The 16,313-nt window shown below is 70.8% G+C and carries 17 protein-coding genes; 7 read left to right on the plus strand and 10 right to left on the minus strand.

Features of this window, described 5'->3' with window-relative positions; genetic code table 11:
• The first annotated feature begins 9 nt into the window (after positions 1-9).
• Positions 10-471 (plus strand): cytochrome c oxidase subunit 4, encoded by a 462-nt coding sequence (locus BJ964_RS17735; RefSeq protein WP_188121697.1) that lies wholly within the window; start codon positions 10-12, stop codon positions 469-471.
• 60 nt (positions 472-531) lie between these two features.
• Here BJ964_RS17735 and BJ964_RS17740 read toward each other — a convergent pair whose 3' ends face one another.
• The 4 genes from BJ964_RS17740 to BJ964_RS17755 form a co-directional block, all read right to left on the minus strand.
• On the minus strand, positions 532-741 hold the full coding sequence (locus BJ964_RS17740) for a hypothetical protein (RefSeq protein ID WP_188121698.1): 210 nt from the start codon (positions 739-741) through the stop codon (positions 532-534).
• Positions 742-851: 110 nt separating this feature from the next.
• Positions 852-1,910 (minus strand): anthranilate phosphoribosyltransferase, encoded by a 1,059-nt coding sequence (gene trpD, locus BJ964_RS17745; RefSeq protein WP_188121699.1) that lies wholly within the window; start codon positions 1,908-1,910, stop codon positions 852-854.
• A gap of 35 nt (positions 1,911-1,945) precedes the next feature.
• Entirely contained in the window at positions 1,946-2,371 is a 426-nt protein-coding gene (locus tag BJ964_RS17750) for a hypothetical protein (protein WP_183226021.1), read from the minus strand.
• A 48-nt stretch (positions 2,372-2,419) separates the two neighbouring features.
• Positions 2,420-3,358, minus strand: a complete 939-nt coding sequence (locus BJ964_RS17755) for a cytochrome c oxidase assembly protein (protein WP_229807323.1) — start codon at positions 3,356-3,358, stop codon at positions 2,420-2,422.
• A gap of 109 nt (positions 3,359-3,467) precedes the next feature.
• Between BJ964_RS17755 and ctaE the strand changes: the two genes are divergently transcribed.
• The 4 genes from ctaE to qcrB are packed head-to-tail and all read left to right on the plus strand — an operon-like array spanning position 3,468 to position 7,659.
• Positions 3,468-4,064, plus strand: a complete 597-nt coding sequence (ctaE, locus tag BJ964_RS17760; protein WP_188121700.1) for an aa3-type cytochrome oxidase subunit III — start codon at positions 3,468-3,470, stop codon at positions 4,062-4,064.
• Positions 4,065-4,112: 48 nt separating this feature from the next.
• Positions 4,113-4,961 (plus strand): cytochrome bc1 complex diheme cytochrome c subunit, encoded by an 849-nt coding sequence (gene qcrC, locus BJ964_RS17765; RefSeq protein WP_188121701.1) that lies wholly within the window; start codon positions 4,113-4,115, stop codon positions 4,959-4,961.
• Positions 4,958-6,061 (plus strand): cytochrome bc1 complex Rieske iron-sulfur subunit, encoded by a 1,104-nt coding sequence (qcrA, locus tag BJ964_RS17770; RefSeq protein ID WP_188121702.1) that lies wholly within the window; start codon positions 4,958-4,960, stop codon positions 6,059-6,061. The genes qcrC and qcrA overlap by 4 nt, the downstream gene beginning before the upstream one ends.
• Positions 6,058-7,659, plus strand: a complete 1,602-nt coding sequence (qcrB, locus tag BJ964_RS17775; protein WP_188121703.1) for a cytochrome bc1 complex cytochrome b subunit — start codon at positions 6,058-6,060, stop codon at positions 7,657-7,659. Before qcrA ends, qcrB begins: the two co-directional genes overlap by 4 nt.
• 170 nt (positions 7,660-7,829) lie before the next feature.
• Here qcrB and BJ964_RS17780 read toward each other — a convergent pair whose 3' ends face one another.
• The 6 genes from BJ964_RS17780 to BJ964_RS17805 form a co-directional block, all read right to left on the minus strand.
• Positions 7,830-8,912: a barstar family protein gene (locus BJ964_RS17780; RefSeq protein ID WP_188121704.1), complete on the minus strand. Its 1,083-nt coding sequence runs from the start codon at positions 8,910-8,912 to the stop codon at positions 7,830-7,832.
• A 2-nt stretch (positions 8,913-8,914) separates the two neighbouring features.
• Complete coding sequence (locus BJ964_RS17785) at positions 8,915-9,202, minus strand: Lrp/AsnC family transcriptional regulator (RefSeq protein WP_093610781.1); 288 nt, start codon at positions 9,200-9,202, stop codon at positions 8,915-8,917.
• 78 nt (positions 9,203-9,280) lie between these two features.
• Complete coding sequence (locus BJ964_RS17790) at positions 9,281-10,144, minus strand: sugar phosphate nucleotidyltransferase (protein WP_188121705.1); 864 nt, start codon at positions 10,142-10,144, stop codon at positions 9,281-9,283.
• A gap of 1 nt (position 10,145) precedes the next feature.
• Entirely contained in the window at positions 10,146-10,712 is a 567-nt protein-coding gene (locus BJ964_RS17795; RefSeq protein ID WP_188121706.1) for an NUDIX domain-containing protein, read from the minus strand.
• Between the two features lie 31 nt (positions 10,713-10,743).
• Positions 10,744-12,528 carry a RelA/SpoT family protein gene (locus BJ964_RS17800; RefSeq protein WP_188121707.1) on the minus strand — a complete coding sequence of 595 codons (1,785 nt, stop codon included), beginning with the start codon at positions 12,526-12,528 and terminating at the stop codon, positions 10,744-10,746.
• A gap of 162 nt (positions 12,529-12,690) precedes the next feature.
• Entirely contained in the window at positions 12,691-14,490 is a 1,800-nt protein-coding gene (locus tag BJ964_RS17805) for a DEDD exonuclease domain-containing protein (RefSeq protein WP_188121708.1), read from the minus strand.
• A 106-nt stretch (positions 14,491-14,596) separates the two neighbouring features.
• Here BJ964_RS17805 and BJ964_RS17810 point away from each other — a divergent pair, with 106 nt between their 5' ends.
• Positions 14,597-15,967, plus strand: a complete 1,371-nt coding sequence (locus BJ964_RS17810) for an NYN domain-containing protein (RefSeq protein WP_188121709.1) — start codon at positions 14,597-14,599, stop codon at positions 15,965-15,967.
• An 85-nt stretch (positions 15,968-16,052) separates the two neighbouring features.
• Entirely contained in the window at positions 16,053-16,274 is a 222-nt protein-coding gene (locus tag BJ964_RS17815; protein ID WP_188121710.1) for a hypothetical protein, read from the plus strand.
• Positions 16,275-16,313: the final 39 nt, after the last annotated feature.

Consider the following 16,313-nt stretch of genomic DNA (forward strand, 5'->3'; position numbering starts at 1 on the left):
GGACTCTCGATGAGGACCGAATACAAGATCTTCGCCGCGGTCGCCGTGTTCCTCTTCGGCGCGGCCGCCGTGTACGGGCTCTACACGTTCAACACGCCCAACCCCTCCGGCGGCGGCGGTGACGGGTACGCGGGCGGCACCGAGTGGGTCGGCGTGGTCGCGCTGATCCTCTCCGGACTGCTGTGCTCGATGTGCGCGGGCTTCTTCTGGTTCGTCGCCCGGCGTATCGACCTGCGCCCGGAGGACCGGGAGGACGGCGAGATCGCCGAGGGCGCCGGCGAGGTCGGCTTCTTCAGCCCGGGCAGCTACTGGCCGTTCGGCATCGCGCTGGCGGCGGCGGTGGCCGGCATCGGCCTGGTGTTCTGGATGTGGTGGCTGCTGGCCTTCGGCCTGGTCTGCGTCATTTTCGCCTCGTGCGGCCTGCTGTTCGAGTACTACTCGGGCACCCGGCACCCGGAAGCTCACCTCTGAGCCTCTCCAGCTGAGAAAAGCCCGCCTTCCCCTCGGGGGAGGCGGGCTTTCTCGTTGAGGCTAGGCCGCGGCAGACCGCTGAGCGGGCGCTACGCGCCTTTTCTCGCCGCCGGGCATCCGCAGGTGTACGACGATCGGGGCGACCACCTCAGCGGCTCCACAGCGGGTGCAGACCAGCTCAGGGCAGTCGTCGTGGCCGTCCTCGCACGGCGGCACCTCGAACAGCATGTCGCCGTCGCAGATGGCGCACCGGAGTTCGCGCTCCTGCACGGGGGTTCTCCCTCCACGGGAAGCCGGATTACCCGAATGTCATTCAGACGGTGTCACGTATATCGGACATCGCTGGGCATTCTCCGCGGCGTGTTGCCGGATTCTTGCGGCTACTCGGCGCTTTTCGCCGCCTGCGCGGCCGCCACCCACCGGTCCAGCCGGGCGGTCGTGGCGCCGGAGTCGATCGCCTCGGCGGCCCGCTCGATGCCGTCCCGCAGCGTCTCGTGGAAGTCGCCCGGAAAGCCGCTCTGCGCCGCGAACGCGGCCGCCGCGTTGAGGAGCACGGCGTCGCGCACCGGGCCCTGCTCACCGGCGAACGTGCGGCGGGCCACGTCGGCGTTGAACGCCGCGTCACCACCCCGCAGATCGGCCGGCCGGCTGCGCGCCAGGCCCAGGTCGGCGGCGTCGACCAGCAGTTCCTCCACCTTGCCGTCCCGGGCCATCCAGACCCGGGTGGGCGCCGACGTGGTGAACTCGTCCAGCCCGTCCTCGCCGCGCACCACCAGCGCCGAGTCACCGCGCCCGGCGAACACCTCGGCCATCACCGGGGCCATCCGCGGGTCGAAGCAGCCGACCATGGCCGCCGTCGGGCGGGCCGGGTTGGTCAGCGGGCCCAGCACGTTGAAGAATGTCGGCACGCCCAGCTCACGCCGGGTCACCGCGGCGTGCCGCATGCCCGGGTGGTAGCGGGCCGCGAAGCAGAAGCCGATGCCCGCCTCCTCGACCGTGCGGGCCACCCCGGCCGGGCCCAGATCCAGCGGCAGGCCGAAGTGCTCGAGCAGGTCGGCCGTGCCGGTGGTGGAGGACGCCGACCGGTTGCCGTGCTTGACCACGGTCACCCCGGCGGAAGCCGTCACGATCGCCGCCATGGTGGAGATGTTCACCGTGTTGGCCCGGTCGCCGCCGGTGCCGACCACGTCCACCGCCCGGGTCCGGGTGGCCTCCGGCAGCTGGACCAGCGTGGCGCTGGCGAGCATCGCCTGCACCAGGCCGGCCAGCTCGGCCGGGGTCTCACCCTTGGACCGCAGGGCTATCGCGAACCCGGCGATCTGCACCGGCGTCGCGTTGCCGGCCATGATCTCGCCCATCGCCCACGCGGTGTCCACGGTGGCGAGCTCCTCGCCACGAAGCAGTGCGCTGGTCAGATTGGGCCAGGTGCGTGCGCCCATGGCGGGGCCTCCCATAGGGGGTGTCGTCAGAGAAGTCAGCGGGGAACGGTGCCCAGGGTGCCGAGCGGGACGGCTCCGTCGCGGCGGGCGCGGAGCATGCCGGCCACCGTCTGACCGGTGGTCACCGGGTCGAGCGGGGCGACCAGCGTGGCGTCGACCTGCGCGTACGCGGCGAGCCAGCGGTCCGCGGCACGGGCGATGACGACGCAGGTGGGCGGCGGGTTCAGATACTCGTCCTTGGTCTGACGGGCGATCCCGATGCCGCCGGCGGGGGTCGCCTCGCCGTCCAGCATCATCAGGTCGATCTCGTACTCGTCGAGCAGCCGGCGGCACTCCTCCCAGGAGGCCGCCTCGCAGAACTCGACCTTGAGATCAGCGGCGGGACGCGTGCCGATGGCGAGCCGGATCCGGTCTCGCACGGCGGCGTCGTCGCTGTAGAGCAGAACGGTGTACTCGCTCATCTTGTGCCCCACCTCACGTCCTAGGTCCCGCCGATCGTACCGAACTTGTTATCCGGCGTCGGGTGCCGGTCGGCCCGTGTTCTCGGCGGCCTCGGCGCGGTCCAGAGCGCGGTCGATCCGGCGGGCCTCGCGCTCCGACTGACGGATCCACTGGACCACCAGGATGCCGAGCATCGTGACGCTGACGATCTCGCCGCCGGCCCACAGGATCCCGCCCGCGGTGACCTGGTCGGCCTTGGGATCCAGCCAGCTCAGGCCCAAGTTCGGGTACCAGTCGCCGCCGAGCAGCACGGTGCTCTGCATGATCGTCAGCCCCAGCACCGTGTGGAACGGCACGCTCAGCACCATGAGCAGGGCGCGGCCCGGGTACGGCCAGCGGTTCGGCAGCGGGTCCAGGCCCAGCAGCGGCCAGAAGAAGAGGCAGCCGGTGATGATGAAGTGCAGGTGGACGAACTCGTGCACCCAGACGTGTTCCAGGGTCTGCCGGTAGGCCCCGGTGAAGTAGAGGACGAACGGGTTCGCGATGAACAGCCCGAACGCGACCAGCGGGAACGTCAGGACCCGTACGTAGCGGCTGTGCAGCACGGCGAGCAGCGTCCGGCGCGGCGGCCCGTGCAGCACCCGCAGCGCCAGGGTGGTCGGCGCGCCCAGGGCCAGGAAGATCGGGCCCACCATGGACAGCACCATGTGCTGGACCATGTGCACCGAGATCAGGGTCGTGTCGTACGCCTCGATGCCGGTGACCGTCACCGCCGCGATCGAGCCGAGTCCACCCGCGACGAACGCCGCCGTGCGCCCGGCCGGCCAGTGGTCCCCACGCTGTCGTAGGCGCCAAACGCCGTACCCGTAGAGCGCCGCCGACACCAGAAGACCCAGCGCGATGAGGCTGAAGAGGTTGAGTTCGGTGAAGACGGCCGCCGGGGTGAACGGCGGAAGACCAGTATCCCCGCCATCGGCCGCGAGTAGGGGCAAAACGTGAGAACGCACCACTCGAGGCTAGGCCTACCCGCTGCTCACGGATTATTCCGGGCCTCCCACCCGGCCGGATTGGGGACCCCGAAGGACCTTGGGCCTATCTCGGATGAATAATGAGGCCGTGACTGCGGCAGCCATCGACAAGAGCCGGATCCACTCGCTGACCCGACCCAACATGGTCAGCGTCGGGACCATCGTGTGGCTCTCCAGCGAGCTCATGTTCTTCGCGGCGTTGTTCGCGATGTACTTCTCCATCCGTGCGGCGGACTACTCGCTGTGGGAGGAGCACACCCCGCACCTGAACATTCCGTACGCCACGACGTTCACGGTGATTCTGGTTCTCTCGTCGGTGACCTGCCAGTTGGGTGTCTTCGCCGCGGAGAAGGGTGACGTGTTCGCGCTGCGGCGCTGGTTCACGATCACCTTCGTGATGGGCCTGATCTTCGTGCTCGGCCAGGTGAACGAGTACACCGAGCTCGTCCAGCACGGCGTCAAGATCAACGGCGACGGGTACGGCTCGATGTTCTACCTGACGACCGGGTTCCACGGTCTGCACGTGACCGGCGGCCTGATCGCATTCATCGTCTACATGATCCGGACGACCATGGGCCGCTTCACGCCGGCTCAGGCCACCTCGGCCATCGTCGTGTCCTACTACTGGCACTTCGTCGACGTGGTGTGGATCGCCCTGTTCGCCATGATCTATTGGCTTCAGTAGCAGCGCCGACGGCGAGGATCGCAACAACAAACCAGAGGGACATAACCCATGACTTCTGACACCCCCGCCCGTAGGCGTGCCCGGGTGTTCTCCCGGCGGCGCGGTGCGCCCAGCCGGGTGCGCCGGAGGCTCGGCGCCGCGGCGCGCATGTTCGCCGCGCTGGCGCTGGCCGGCGGCGTCTACACGGCGTTCACCCCGGGCGCCTTCGCCGAGGACAACGTCCCGCTCTCCGCTGCCGCGCAGGAGGGCAAGGCGCTCTTCGACACCAGCTGCATCACCTGTCACGGGCGTGACGGCCAGGGTGTCGACGGGCGTGGACCGAGCCTGATCGGCGTCGGCTCCGCCTCGGTGGAGTTCCAGGTCGGCACCGGCCGTATGCCGATGGCCCGCCAGGAGGCCCAGGCCGAGCAGAAGCCGCCGCAGTTCGACGAGACCCAGACCGAGCAGCTCGGGCAGTACATCCAGGAGCTCGGCGGCGGCCCGGAGGTGCCGAAGGGCGAGCTCGTCGAGAACCTGGAGACCAACCCGGAGGCGCTGGCCGAGGGCGGCAAGCTGTTCCGGGTCAACTGCACCTCCTGCCACGGCTTCGGTGGCGGCGGTGGCGCGCTCTCCTCGGGCAAGTTCGCCCCGAGCCTGGGCGACGCCACGGCCGAGCAGATCTACGCCGCCATGCTCACCGGCCCGCAGAACATGCCGGTCTTCGGTGACAACCAGCTCACGCCGGACCAGAAGAAGCAGATCATCACCTACATCCAGGTCCAGCTCCAGGAGGACAGGGACCCGGGCGGTCTGTTCAACCTGGGCCGTTACGGGCCGTCGACCGAGGGTATGGCCATCTTCCTGGTCGGCATCACCCTGCTGGTCTTCACGTCTCTCTGGATTGCGGGGAAGTCATGACGGCGGTCCATCACTCCGGCGAGGCCGGTACGCCGGTCGACGTCAACGACCCGCACCTGACGCGGTTCGACGTCGTCAAGGAAGGCCTCCGGCGCGACGACATCGAGATCGTCACGTACGAGTCGCACTTCCACGGGCAGAACTCCAAGGCGGAGAAGCGGGTCGTCCGCAACATCTCCTTCCTGTTCCTGCTCTCCGGCCTGTTCAGCGCGGCGTTCCTGGTCTTCTACATCGTCTGGCCGTGGGAGTTCGAGCTCGGCCACACGATGAGCGACTACTACACGCCGATCCTGGGCGTCACGCTCGGCCTCGGCCTGCTGGCGCTCGGCTTCGCGATCCTCGCCTGGGCCAAGAAGCTGCTGCCGCACGAGCTGTCCATCCAGCAGCGGCACGGCGACCCGTCGTCCGACGACGAGCGCCTGATCACCGGGCAGACCATGCTCTACGTGGCGGACGAGCTGGGCGTCCAGCGCCGGCCGCTGCTCAAGGGCGCGATCGGCCTCGGCATGCTGCCGCTCGGCCTGGCCGCCGCGGCCCCGCTGGTCGGTGGCCTGATCAAGAACCCGCACGGCGACCCCGAGCCGATGATGTTCCGCACCGGCTTCAACCCGGTGGAGAACGGGGGCAAGCTGGTCCGCCTCACCCGTGACGACGGCACCCCGATCCGTCCCGAGGATGTCAGCACGGGCGGCCAGATGACCGTCTTCCCGGGCATCCCGCACGGCGCCACCAACCAGCACGCCGACTCGCCGACGCTGCTCATCCACCTCCGCCCGGACGACGCGGCCGAGACCCGGAAGAACGCCGAGGCCGACGCCAACGGCCGTAACAAGGGTTCGATGTACGGCAACTACGTGGCGTACTCCAAGATCTGCACGCACGCGGGCTGCCCCGCCAGCCTCTACGAGCAGCAGACCAACCGTCTTCTCTGCCCGTGCCACCAGTCGCAGTTCCTCATCACCAACAACGCGCAGCCGGTCTTCGGACCCGCGACCCGGCGTCTGCCGATGCTGCCGCTTACAGTGGACGAGGAAGGTTTCTTCGTGGCAGCGTCCGACTACAAGGACACCGTCGGACCTGACTTCTGGGAGCGGCCGTGAAGCGCCGAAAAATCGACCTCGCAGAGGCGCCCGTCACCTTCGCCAAGGGGGTGGACGACCGGTTCCAGGCAGCCACCCCGCTGCGCGGCCTGCTGAACAAGGTCTTCCCGGACCACTGGTCCTTCCTGCTCGGCGAGATCGCCCTGTTCTCGTTCATCGTGCTGCTGCTCAGCGGCGTGTTCCTCACCCTCTTCTTCGACCCGTCGATGACGGAGGTGGCGTACGACGGCTCCTACCTGGGCCTGCGCGGCGTCGAGATGTCGAGGGCCTACGCGTCCACGCTGGACCTGTCGTTCGAGGTCCGCGGCGGCCTCTTCATGCGGCAGATGCACCACTGGGCGGCGCTGCTGTTCATGGCGTCGATCATCGTGCACATGGCCCGCGTCTTCTTCACCGGCGCGTTCCGCAAGCCGCGTGAGATCAACTGGGTCATCGGCGTCCTGCTCTTCCTGCTGGGCTTCTTCGCCGGCTTCACCGGTTACTCGCTCCCGGACGACGGCCTCTCCGGCACCGGTCTCCGCATCGCCTCGGCGATCATGCTGACCATCCCGGTCATCGGCACCTGGCTCTCGGCGGCGATCTTCGGCGGCGAGTTCCCCGGCGAGCTGATCATCGGCCGGTTCTACATCGCGCACGTGCTGCTCATCCCGGGCATCCTGCTCGCGCTGATCGCGGCCCACCTGGGCATCGTGTTCAAGCAGAAGCACACCCAGTGGCCGGGCCCGCTGCGCACCAACGAGAACGTGGTCGGCGAGCGGATGTTCCCGCGCTACGCGATGAAGCAGGGCGGCTTCTTCATGGCCGTCTTCGGTGTCATCGCGCTGATGGCCGGCATGTTCCAGATCAACCCGATCTGGCTCTTCGGGCCGTACCGCGCGGCCGAGGTGTCGTCGGCCTCGCAGCCCGACTTCTACGTCATGTTCATGGACGGTCTCGTCCGGCTCATGCCGAACTGGCAGATCTACATCGGCAACTACAGCATCCCGCCGATGTTCTGGCCGGCCGTCGTGGGCCTGGGCGCGCTGTTCACCCTGCCCATGGCGTACCCGTGGCTGGAAGCGCGCAAGCTCAAGGACAAGCGCACCCACCACCTGCTCGAGCGTCCGCGGGACAACCCGGAGCGCGTCGGCATCGGCATGATGTCGCTGACGTTCTTCCTGGTCGCCACGCTCTCCGGCGCCAACGACGTGATCGCGGACAAGTTCCACATCAGCTTGAACGCGATGACCTGGGCGGGCCGCATCGGCCTGGTCATCCTGCCGCCGCTGGCCTACTACATCGCGTTCCGCATCTGCCTCGGTCTGCAGCAGCACGACCGCCAGGTGCTGGCGCACGGCGTCGAGACCGGCATCATCAAGCGTCTCCCGAACGGCCAGTTCGTCGAGATCCACCAGCCGCTCGGCCCGGTCGACGACCACGGCCACCCGATCCCGCTGGAGTACGCCGGCTGGGTCGTCCCGAAGAAGATGAACCGCATCGGCGCCCTGGCTCCGGCGATCAAGGGCTTCTTCTTCCCGGTCGAGAAGCCGGCCGAGATCCCGGTCTCGCCGGCCGTGGGTGGCCCCGCGAAGCGCGAGGAGATCAAGTCCGGCCACTGAGGCCGGGTGTCACTCTCCGGAAGGCCCGTCAGGCATCTGCCCGGCGGGCCTTCCCCCTTTTCCCGGTACGGGCAATGCCCGCCCCCGAACGCATCACCGGAGTCCCGCCGAGCCACGCGAGGCGCTGCCCGCTCCCGGCCGCGGCGCGCCCGCCGGGCCGGAGCGGGTGGTCACCCGCCCGGTACGACCGTCACGCGGTCTTCCTCGGTGAGAAGGCCGACGAGGTAGTCGACCTCGTCGCCGCCGAGGCTCGTCCGGGCCACCGGGAAGTGGCTCCACTCCAGGCGGAACGGGGTGGTGGCCCCCCACCGGCCGCGGAGGCAGTCGTCGACGGCGTCGAGGTTCCAGCCGAAGTAGCCGCCGGGGCCGTTGATCGCCTCACCGAGCGCGCAGTAGAAGCCGTTCACGTCGGTCACGTACCGGCCGTCCAGCCGGTGGACCGCGCCCGCCGGCCGGTCCGGGGAGTCGTGCCGGTGGCCGGCCAGGGCCAGGCGCAGCCACTCGTGACGCATCGCGGTGTCCAGGGCATGCCAGGTGCCCGGTGCGCTGGGCCGCCGCTCCAGCCAGTCGTCCCACAGGGTCCGTGCCGCCGCCGGAATCGGATCGGTCATTCCGCCGTCGAGGTCGACGTCGAACAGGTCCGGGCCGAGCGGGGACGGCCGGACCGCCGCCACGTCCGCGAACACTCCCGGTTCGAGGGTGCGCAGCTCACGGCCGTCGGCGGCCCGGCCGGAGATGGAGGCGCTGATCCGCAGGCGCCCCGGGCGCCATGTCGCCAGCCGCTCCCGGAGCCACGGCTCCGGCCGGAAACCGATCAGGCGCACGTCGGGCGGCTCCAGCTCCGGCCGCGGCCGGTAGACGCCCTCGACGGCTCGGCAGCGGGCCAGCGTGGTGTCGTCGGGCAGGCTGAGCCGGAACCCGTCGACGGGGACGGCCGGCATCTCGGCTTCCGGCCGCAGATGCCGCTCGGTGTGCACCCGGCCGGTCAGCTCGACCCGGCCGTCGGCGGCGCCCACCACGGTCACGTCCCGGAGCCACGTGTCGTGCGGCGGGGCCTCCAGGCACACCTCGCCGAGCCGGGCCCGCAGGCCCGGCCCGGGATCGCAGTCCACCAGCGCGAACCGTTCCAGGCCGGGCTCGGGCAGATCGGCGAACAGCCCGTCGATCTCGGCGCACGTCCCGACCGGCCGGGACAGCTCGGGGTCGGGTATGTCGTCGCTGTACTCGTCGGTCAGCAGCCAGAGCGGGCGCAACGTCAGTCGGCGTCCGGCAGGCCGATGGCGAAGGCGTCCTCGAGGTCGTGCTTCGAGTAGGCGCGGAAGGCCACGAACGTCTCGCTGTTGATCACGCCGGGCGTCTTGGAGATCCGGCCCGCGATCACCTCGGCGATGTCGTCGAAGTGCGGCACCCGGACGATCGCGATCAGGTCCACGCCTCCGGCCACGGAGTAGACCTCACTGACCCCGTCCAGTGCGGCCAGCGCCTCGGCCACCTCCGGAATCGAGTCGGTCGCGCAGTCGATGTGGACGATCGCGGTGTTCACCAGCGCACTCCTCGTCTCTGAGGACAAAAGTGGGACGCGCTCATGCTATGCCCACCCGGCCCCGCCCCGCATACGCCCTCAGACCTGGACGGTCAGGCCGGTGGCCGTGCGGATGGCGCCGACGAGATGTTCGCCGGGGGCGACGTGGGCGCCCGGCCAGAGAACCGAGCGGACCACCGACCCCTCGACGACCGAGCCGGCGCCGAGCACCGACTCGGTGGCCGCGCCGGTGACCCGGGCCGAGGCATCGGCCAGGGTGGCGGCGGCGGCCGCGTGCATGTTGGCGGCCAGATAGTCGGCGGGCGTGCCGGTGTCCAGGTAGAAACCCCGGTAGCCGATCAGCTCCAGCTCACCGGCCGCCTCGGCGGGGCGCCACACGGTCCGGACGAGGCTGCTGTCCACGTCGGCCAGGTCCTTGGCGTAGCGCCACGGGATGAGCGAGAGACCGGCGAACCGGTGGCCGCTGAAGCCGCCGCTCTCCCCGGGGCGGCACGGCATGGTCAGCATCCGGACCGTCTCGCCGGACCATCCGTCCAGCAGCGCCGCGACGTCCTTGCCCGGGTCACGGACCGGATCGTGCAGGTAGGCGTCGGCGTTCCCGGCCAGGACGGCGCGGCCGTCGATCCATGGGCGCAGCCGGCCGATGCCGCCGGAGGTGCCGATCGGGCCGTCCGGCTCCACCGACAGGTGGGCGCGGTGGCCGACGTGGGCCACCACCTGCGCCGCCAGGTAGGCGGCGTTCACCGCGACGGTGTCCGGCCCGGACAGGCCGAGCCCGGAGAACCTTCGCAGGGCGTGATCGAGCAGCGGCAGGTTGCCGACCGGGCAGAGAGCCTTGGGCAGCGTCTCGGTGAGCGGGCGCAGGCGCCGCCCCTCGCCGGCCGCCAGCACGACCCCGCACAGCGGCGCGGGCGAGGGGGAGGAGATGGGGGGAGTCGTCACGTCACTCGCCGGAGGCCGGGAACGGGACGTGGTAGCGGCCGGCCGGGATGGACGGCGGCAGTTCGCCGGCGCGCGGCCCCAGACCGTAGATGCCGAGCAGCCGGGCGGTGGGCCAGGTCAGGTCCGGCAGGTCGTCGACCGGGAACCAGCGGGCCTCCAGGACCTCGCCGCCGTCGACCGCCAGGGGGGTGCTCGACGCCGGCACCGAGCCGAACCAGACGGTGTCGACCACGCCACCGTTCGGGTGGACGATCGCGTTCGGGTTGCCGGGCGTCAGATCGCCGGGCTCCACGCGTACCCCCGCCTCTTCGAAAAGCTCGCGGGCGGCACCCACCGCGGGCAGTTCGCGGCGCTTGAGGAGGCCGGCCGGAAGGCCCCAGCCGCGGCCCGGCGGCTGGCGCAGCAGGAGGATGCGCCGGGGGCCGTCCGTCTCCGCATCGCTGATGATCGTCACCGCGCCGACCAGGTACTTGGGCGAGACCATCCGGGCCACGTGCCGGCGGACCGGGAGTGGCAGCCCGTAGAAGGCCTGATACGCGAGGCCGCGGATCTGCCGGGGAATGTTCACGGCGTAAGGCTAACGGGGGAGGCTGTGCGGCTCAGTCGGGGTGGTCGACGAGGGCGATGAGCTGCTCGACGACCGCGTCCGGTTCGAGATTGCGCTCGCAGACGGCGACCAGCAGCGTCTCCAGGTCGGGGTAGCCGAGTTCCTCGGCGAGCCGGCGCAGCGGAACCTCGCTGGCCAGGCCCCGGTCGTGCTTGCGGAGGGTGAGCCCGATGGTGGCCCGGCCCAGGCGGACCTTGTCGGCGATGCTGATGCCCGGCTCGTTCTTCTCGTCGAAGAACTGTTTGATCTGCATCTGCGCCTGGCTGGACTTGACGAAACCGAGCCACTCCCTGCGGGGGCCACGCGGCACGCTGGGCTCGGTCTCGACATGGCCGTCGGACTCGGAGAAGACCTCGACGACGTCACCGTCGCGGAGGGGGGAGCTGAGGGGGGCGAGACGTCCGTTGATGGTGGCGGCGAGGCACTGGTCGCCCTGTCGCGGGCCCAACTCGTACGCCAGGTCTACCGGGGTGGACTGACTGGGGAGTTCGTAGGCGTTGCCGTGAGCGAAGACCGTGATCTGTCCCTCGGCGAGGTCACATCGGAGCGAGTCGAGGAACTGTGCCGCGTCCGTCGTGTCCTGTTGCCAGTCGAGTACTCGTTTCAGCCAGGTCAGCTGGTCGGCGCCGGGTGGCTCGTCGGCCACCTTGGGATATCGGTAGCTGGTGGCGACGCCGTACTCCGAGTAGCGGTGCATGGTCTTGGTGCGGATCAGCACCTCGACCAGCTTGCCCTCCGGGCCCACCACGGTGGTGTGCAGAGATCGGTACAGGTTGTTCTTCGGCGAGGCGATGAAGTCCTTGAACCGGCCGGCCACCGGTCGCCAGCGCCCGTGGACGGCGCCGAGAGCGGCGTAGCAGTCGGTGTCCGGGCCGTCCACCACCACGGCGATCCGGGGAAGATCGAGGGGTACGGTGTGCCCGCCCGCGACCGTGTCCTTCCAGATCGAGTAGTAGTGCCGGGGACGCGGGGTCACCTCGGCGGTCACCCGGGAGCGGCGCAGCGCGGACCGGGCGTGGTGCGAGACGTCGGTGAGGTAGTCGTCCCAGCCGGGGCGGTTCCTCACGTGCTCGTCGATGCGGGCGTACGCGTCCGGCTCGAGGTGGAAGAGCACCACGTCGTCGAGGTCGCGCTTGAGGGCCTGGATGCCGAGCCGGTCGCAGAGCGGGACGAGCACGTCCAGCGTGGCCGTGGCGATCCGGGCCCGGGAGGCGGTGGAGCGGGCGCCCAGCGTGCGCATGTTGTGCAACCGGTCGGCCAGTTTGATGATCAGGACCCGGACGTCCTTGCCGGCCGCGACGATCATCTTGCGGATCGTCTCGCCCTCGGCGGCCTTCCCGTAATACGCCTTGTCGAACTTGGTCACGCCGTCGACCAGGTGGGCCACCTCGGGGCCGAAGTCGCCCTGGAGCGCCTCCAGCGTGTAACTGGTGTCCTCCACCGTGTCGTGCAGCAGCGCGGCGACCAGGGTGGTGGTGTCCATGCCCAGCTCGGCGCAGATCTGCGCGACCGCCAGGGGATGAGTGATGTACGGATCGCCGCTCTTGCGGAACTGGCCGCGGTGCATGCTCTCCGCGATCGCGTAGCTGCGGCGCAGCACGGCGACGTCGGCGGAGGAATGGATGCTGCGGTGCGTGCGGGCCAGGGTCGCGACCGGATCGTCGTCGTCGCCCTGGAAGCTGAACAGCGAGCGCAGCCGCCGCGTGAAGGAGAGGTCCTGGGACGTGGTCGGCAGGGCATGACCGAAGGCGGCGCCGTGGCCGGCGTCGACGTCCACCCGGACACCCCCTCACCGATCGCCCGCGAATCAACTGATGCGCGGAGTCGCCTCGCGTTTCGCTGCCGCAAGAGAATCATCGGAAGGGTCCGCTCGCCAAGGCGCCGGCCCACAAATGTGACGAACTATTACCGGGATTCTTTTGCTTCAGTTGCGCGTGCCTTACAGCCTATGCGAGCGAGCGTCATCCGAACGGTCACTTACCGATAGGCGAACGGTTGAGTCTTGATGCGATGCGGCGGCTTCAGCCCTGGTGAGAAGGGCGGTGAAACGTGCGGCGCCACGAACCGGTGACACCCAGTCGCCCGAGGTTTCCACCAAGCGGGTGTCCGGCCGCTCCAGCCATGCCAGGATCCGCTCACTCTCCTCGGCCGTCGCGGCCGGCGCCGGGCCCGGACCGGGCAGCACCGTCTCCGCCGTCAGCCTCGCCGCGTCCAGCGTCGGGCGGGGATGCTCGCGCGGCGGGGAGGTGGCCGCCGCCGCCAGCCGGCCGTGCCGGATCACCGAGATCTCCCAGCCGCCCCTGTCGTCCCGGCGGGCCGCCACGATCTCCTCCAGCCGGGTCAGCGCCTCCAGCCGCTGCATCCGCACCAGGGCCCGGAGCAGGGCGATCAGCCGGGACCGGACGACCGCGGCCTCCTCGTACCGTTGGCTGTCGGCGAGCGTGTCGATCCGGGCCAGGACGGCGTCCACCACCGGGCCCGGGTCGCCCGAGGTGGCGGTCCGGAAGGGCAGGGCGGCGCGGGCGTCGTACTCCTCCGGGGTGATTTCGTGCTCGCAGGGCGCCGGGCACCGGCCCAGCTCGGCCAGCGCGCAGGCCGGCGTCTTCGAGCGCAACGAGAGCGTGTGGGTGCACTGCCGCAGCGGCACCGCGTCGTAGACCCCGGCGGCGGCCAGCTCCGCCGTCCGCCGCGACGAGAACGGGCCCAGATAGGTGGCGCCGTCCTCGGTCAGCTTGCGGACCACGGACAGCCGTGGGTAGGCCTCGGCGGTCAGTTTCAGCCACACCACCCGCTCCGGGAACTTCGACCGGCGGTTGTACGGAGGCGCGTGCGCGGCGATCAACCGCAGCTCACGGACCTCCGCCTCGAGCGGGTGGGCGCACTCCACCGCCTCCACCCGGACCGCCGCGGTGAGCATCTCGGAGATCCGCGCCCGCTTCTCGCCGGCCGTGAAATAGCTGCGCACCCGGGTGGCGATGTCCTTCGACGTGCCCACGTAGAGAGGCCGGTCGTCGGCGGCCCGGAACAGGTAGACCCCCGGGACGTGCGGCAACCCGTCGGCCAGGTGCCGCTGCCGGCGCTGGGCCGGGGTGACCGCACGGGCGAACTCGACGGCGTCGCCCAGCGTGTGCACCTGGAAGCTGCCCAGCCGCTCGATCAGGCCGTGCAGCACGTCGACCGTGGCCTTCGCGTCGTCCAGCGCCCGGTGGTTCGGCTGCACCGTGGACCGGAAGAAGTGGGCCAGCGTGCCCAGCTTGCGGTTGGGCACCTCGTCGCGGGTCAGGGCGCGCCGGGCCAGGGCCGCGGTGTCCAGCACCCGTGGGTTCGGCCAGGGGTAGCCGTGCCGGGCGCAGGCGGCCTTGAGGAAACCCACGTCGTACGGCGCGTTGTGGGCGACCAGGACCGCCCCGCGCAGGAATTCCAGCAGCGACGGCAGCACCGTCTCGATCGGCGGCGCCGGCCGCAGCATCGCCTCGGTGATGCCGGTCAGGACGGTGATGAACGGCGGCAGCGCCTCACCCGGGTTGACCAGCGTCGCGAACTCGCCCAGGCGCTCACCGGCACGCACCTTGACCGCGCCGATCTCGGTGATCCCGGCGCCGTCCGGAGCACCGCCGGTGGTCTCCAGGTCGAGCACCACGAAAGTGGTGTCCGCCAGGGACAGCGCCGCCGGATCCACCGACCCGTCAGCGGACAGCAGCGTGTCCAGAGTGCCCTGCACGTACGCCGGTTGTGTCACGGGCCGGAACTTTAAAGCTCGGGTACGACATAAACCGGGGCCGGGGTGAGAAAAGATCACCTGCTCCGCTGGGCCAATAGGTCGTGAGCGGTGTGAGAATGGGTGGATGTCCGTGCTGTTCGACCCCGACGACCGCCCCGAGGAGGAGGCGGCGCCGGAGGCTGCGGACTACGCCCCCGAGCCGGTCCTGCCCGAGGCGGTCCGCCAGCGGATCACCGCCCTGGCCGCCGCCGCACTGCCCGGTCTGCCCCCCGACGAGATGCCGGTGCCGCTGCGCCGGGTGGCCCGCTTCGCACCCAACCGCAGAGCCCGCCTCGGCGGCCGCGACATCGCCGCCCAACTGGTCTCCGACCCGGTCTTCCGGCAGCGCATCGGCGGCCGGATCATGGCCGAGGCCGGTGACCTCGGCACCGCCGTGACCAGCGGCGTCGCACCGGCGGCGGCCGATCCGGTCGAGGTGGCGGCACTGGCCTACCTGGCCCGCCCCGAGGGCTGGCGGGAGCTGATCGGCGCGGCCGGCGACGCCGTCCGGGCCGAGGCGGACAGCGCCGCGGTGGCCGCCCAGGTGCGTGCCGCCGAGCAGCGCGCCACCCGCGCCGAGCACGACCGGGCGGTCGCCCGGGTCGAGGCCGAGAAGCTGCGCGACGAGCTGGCCCGGGTCCGCGAGGAGCTGAACCAGCTGCGCGAGGAGTCGCGGGGCACGGCCAAGGCGCTGCGGGAGGCGCAGGCCGCGCAGAAGCGCGCCGGCGACCTGCTCGCCACCGAGAAGGGCCGGGCCGCGCGGGTCGCCCTCGATCACGAGGCGGAGCTGCGCCGGATGCGCTCCCGCCTCGCCGACGCCGAAGCCACCGCGGCCACCGGCAAGCAGGCCGCCAAGGACGCGCGGTCGGTCGACGACGCCCGCCTCTGGCTGCTGCTCGAGACGATCGGCCAGGCCGCCACCGGCCTGCGGCGGGAGCTGGCCCTCGGCCCGGCCGGCAAGTTGCCCGCCGACTTCGTGGCCGAGCTCTCCGCCGACCGCCCGGGCGCGCCCGAGCGGTCCCGCGCCCGCGCCCAGGACACCGACGACCCGGGCCGCCTCGACCAGCTGCTCGCCCTGCCCCGGGCGCACCTGGTCGTCGACGGTTACAACGTCACCAAGCGCGGCTTCGCCGACATGTCACTCGAACAGCAGCGCAAACGCCTGATCACCGGTCTCGGCGGGATAGCCGCGCAGACCGGCGACGAGGTCACCGTCGTCTTCGACGGGGCCGAGCGGGTGCACGGTCTGCCGCCCGCGCCGCGCGGTGTGCGGGTGCTCTTCTCCCGCAAGGGCACCACCGCCGACGAGCTGATCCGCCAGCTGGTCCGGGCCGAGCCGCCGGGCCGCCCGGTCGTGGTGGTCTCCTCCGACCGGGAGGTGGCCGACGGGGTGCGGCGGCACGGCGCCTACCCGATGGGCGCCGATTCGTTGCTGCGCCGGCTGTCGCGCTCGTAAAACTGTCATACCCCTCGCTTAGCGTGACTGTCACCGATGGTGGCGGTCCGCTGGCGGGCCGTCTCTCCCCATGGAGGGAAGGGTCATGATCATCGATTGCGGGCGCTGCGCCGAGCGGACCGTCGACTGCGACGGCTGCCTGGTCAGCGTGCTGATGGACACCCCTGACGGGATCGCCGACCTGACGCCGGGCGAGTTGCGGGCGATCGAGACGTTCGAGCTGGCCGGATTCGAGGTGGAGCTGTTGCGGACACCACCCCCGCCGGTCGTGGTGCGGTTGCTCCCGCACGGCCGTGACGTGGCGTGATCATGACGGGAGGGCGGCCGGATCGTGCCGACCTCTCTA

It is taken from the genome of Actinoplanes lobatus (genome assembly GCF_014205215.1).
Lineage (GTDB): Bacteria > Actinomycetota > Actinomycetes > Mycobacteriales > Micromonosporaceae > Actinoplanes > Actinoplanes lobatus.

Coding starts and splice junctions, on each gene's coding strand:
- BJ964_RS17735 (WP_188121697.1), top strand. CDS start 10: ATGAGGACCGAATACAAGATCTTCGCCGCGGTCGCCGTGTTCCTCTTC.
- trpD (WP_188121699.1), bottom strand. CDS start 1,910: ATGGGCGCACGCACCTGGCCCAATCTGACCAGCGCACTGCTTCGTGGC.
- BJ964_RS17750 (WP_183226021.1), bottom strand. CDS start 2,371: ATGAGCGAGTACACCGTTCTGCTCTACAGCGACGACGCCGCCGTGCGA.
- qcrC (WP_188121701.1), top strand. CDS start 4,113: ATGACTTCTGACACCCCCGCCCGTAGGCGTGCCCGGGTGTTCTCCCGG.
- qcrA (WP_188121702.1), top strand. CDS start 4,958: ATGACGGCGGTCCATCACTCCGGCGAGGCCGGTACGCCGGTCGACGTC.
- BJ964_RS17810 (WP_188121709.1), top strand. CDS start 14,597: ATGTCCGTGCTGTTCGACCCCGACGACCGCCCCGAGGAGGAGGCGGCG.
- BJ964_RS17815 (WP_188121710.1), top strand. CDS start 16,053: ATGATCATCGATTGCGGGCGCTGCGCCGAGCGGACCGTCGACTGCGAC.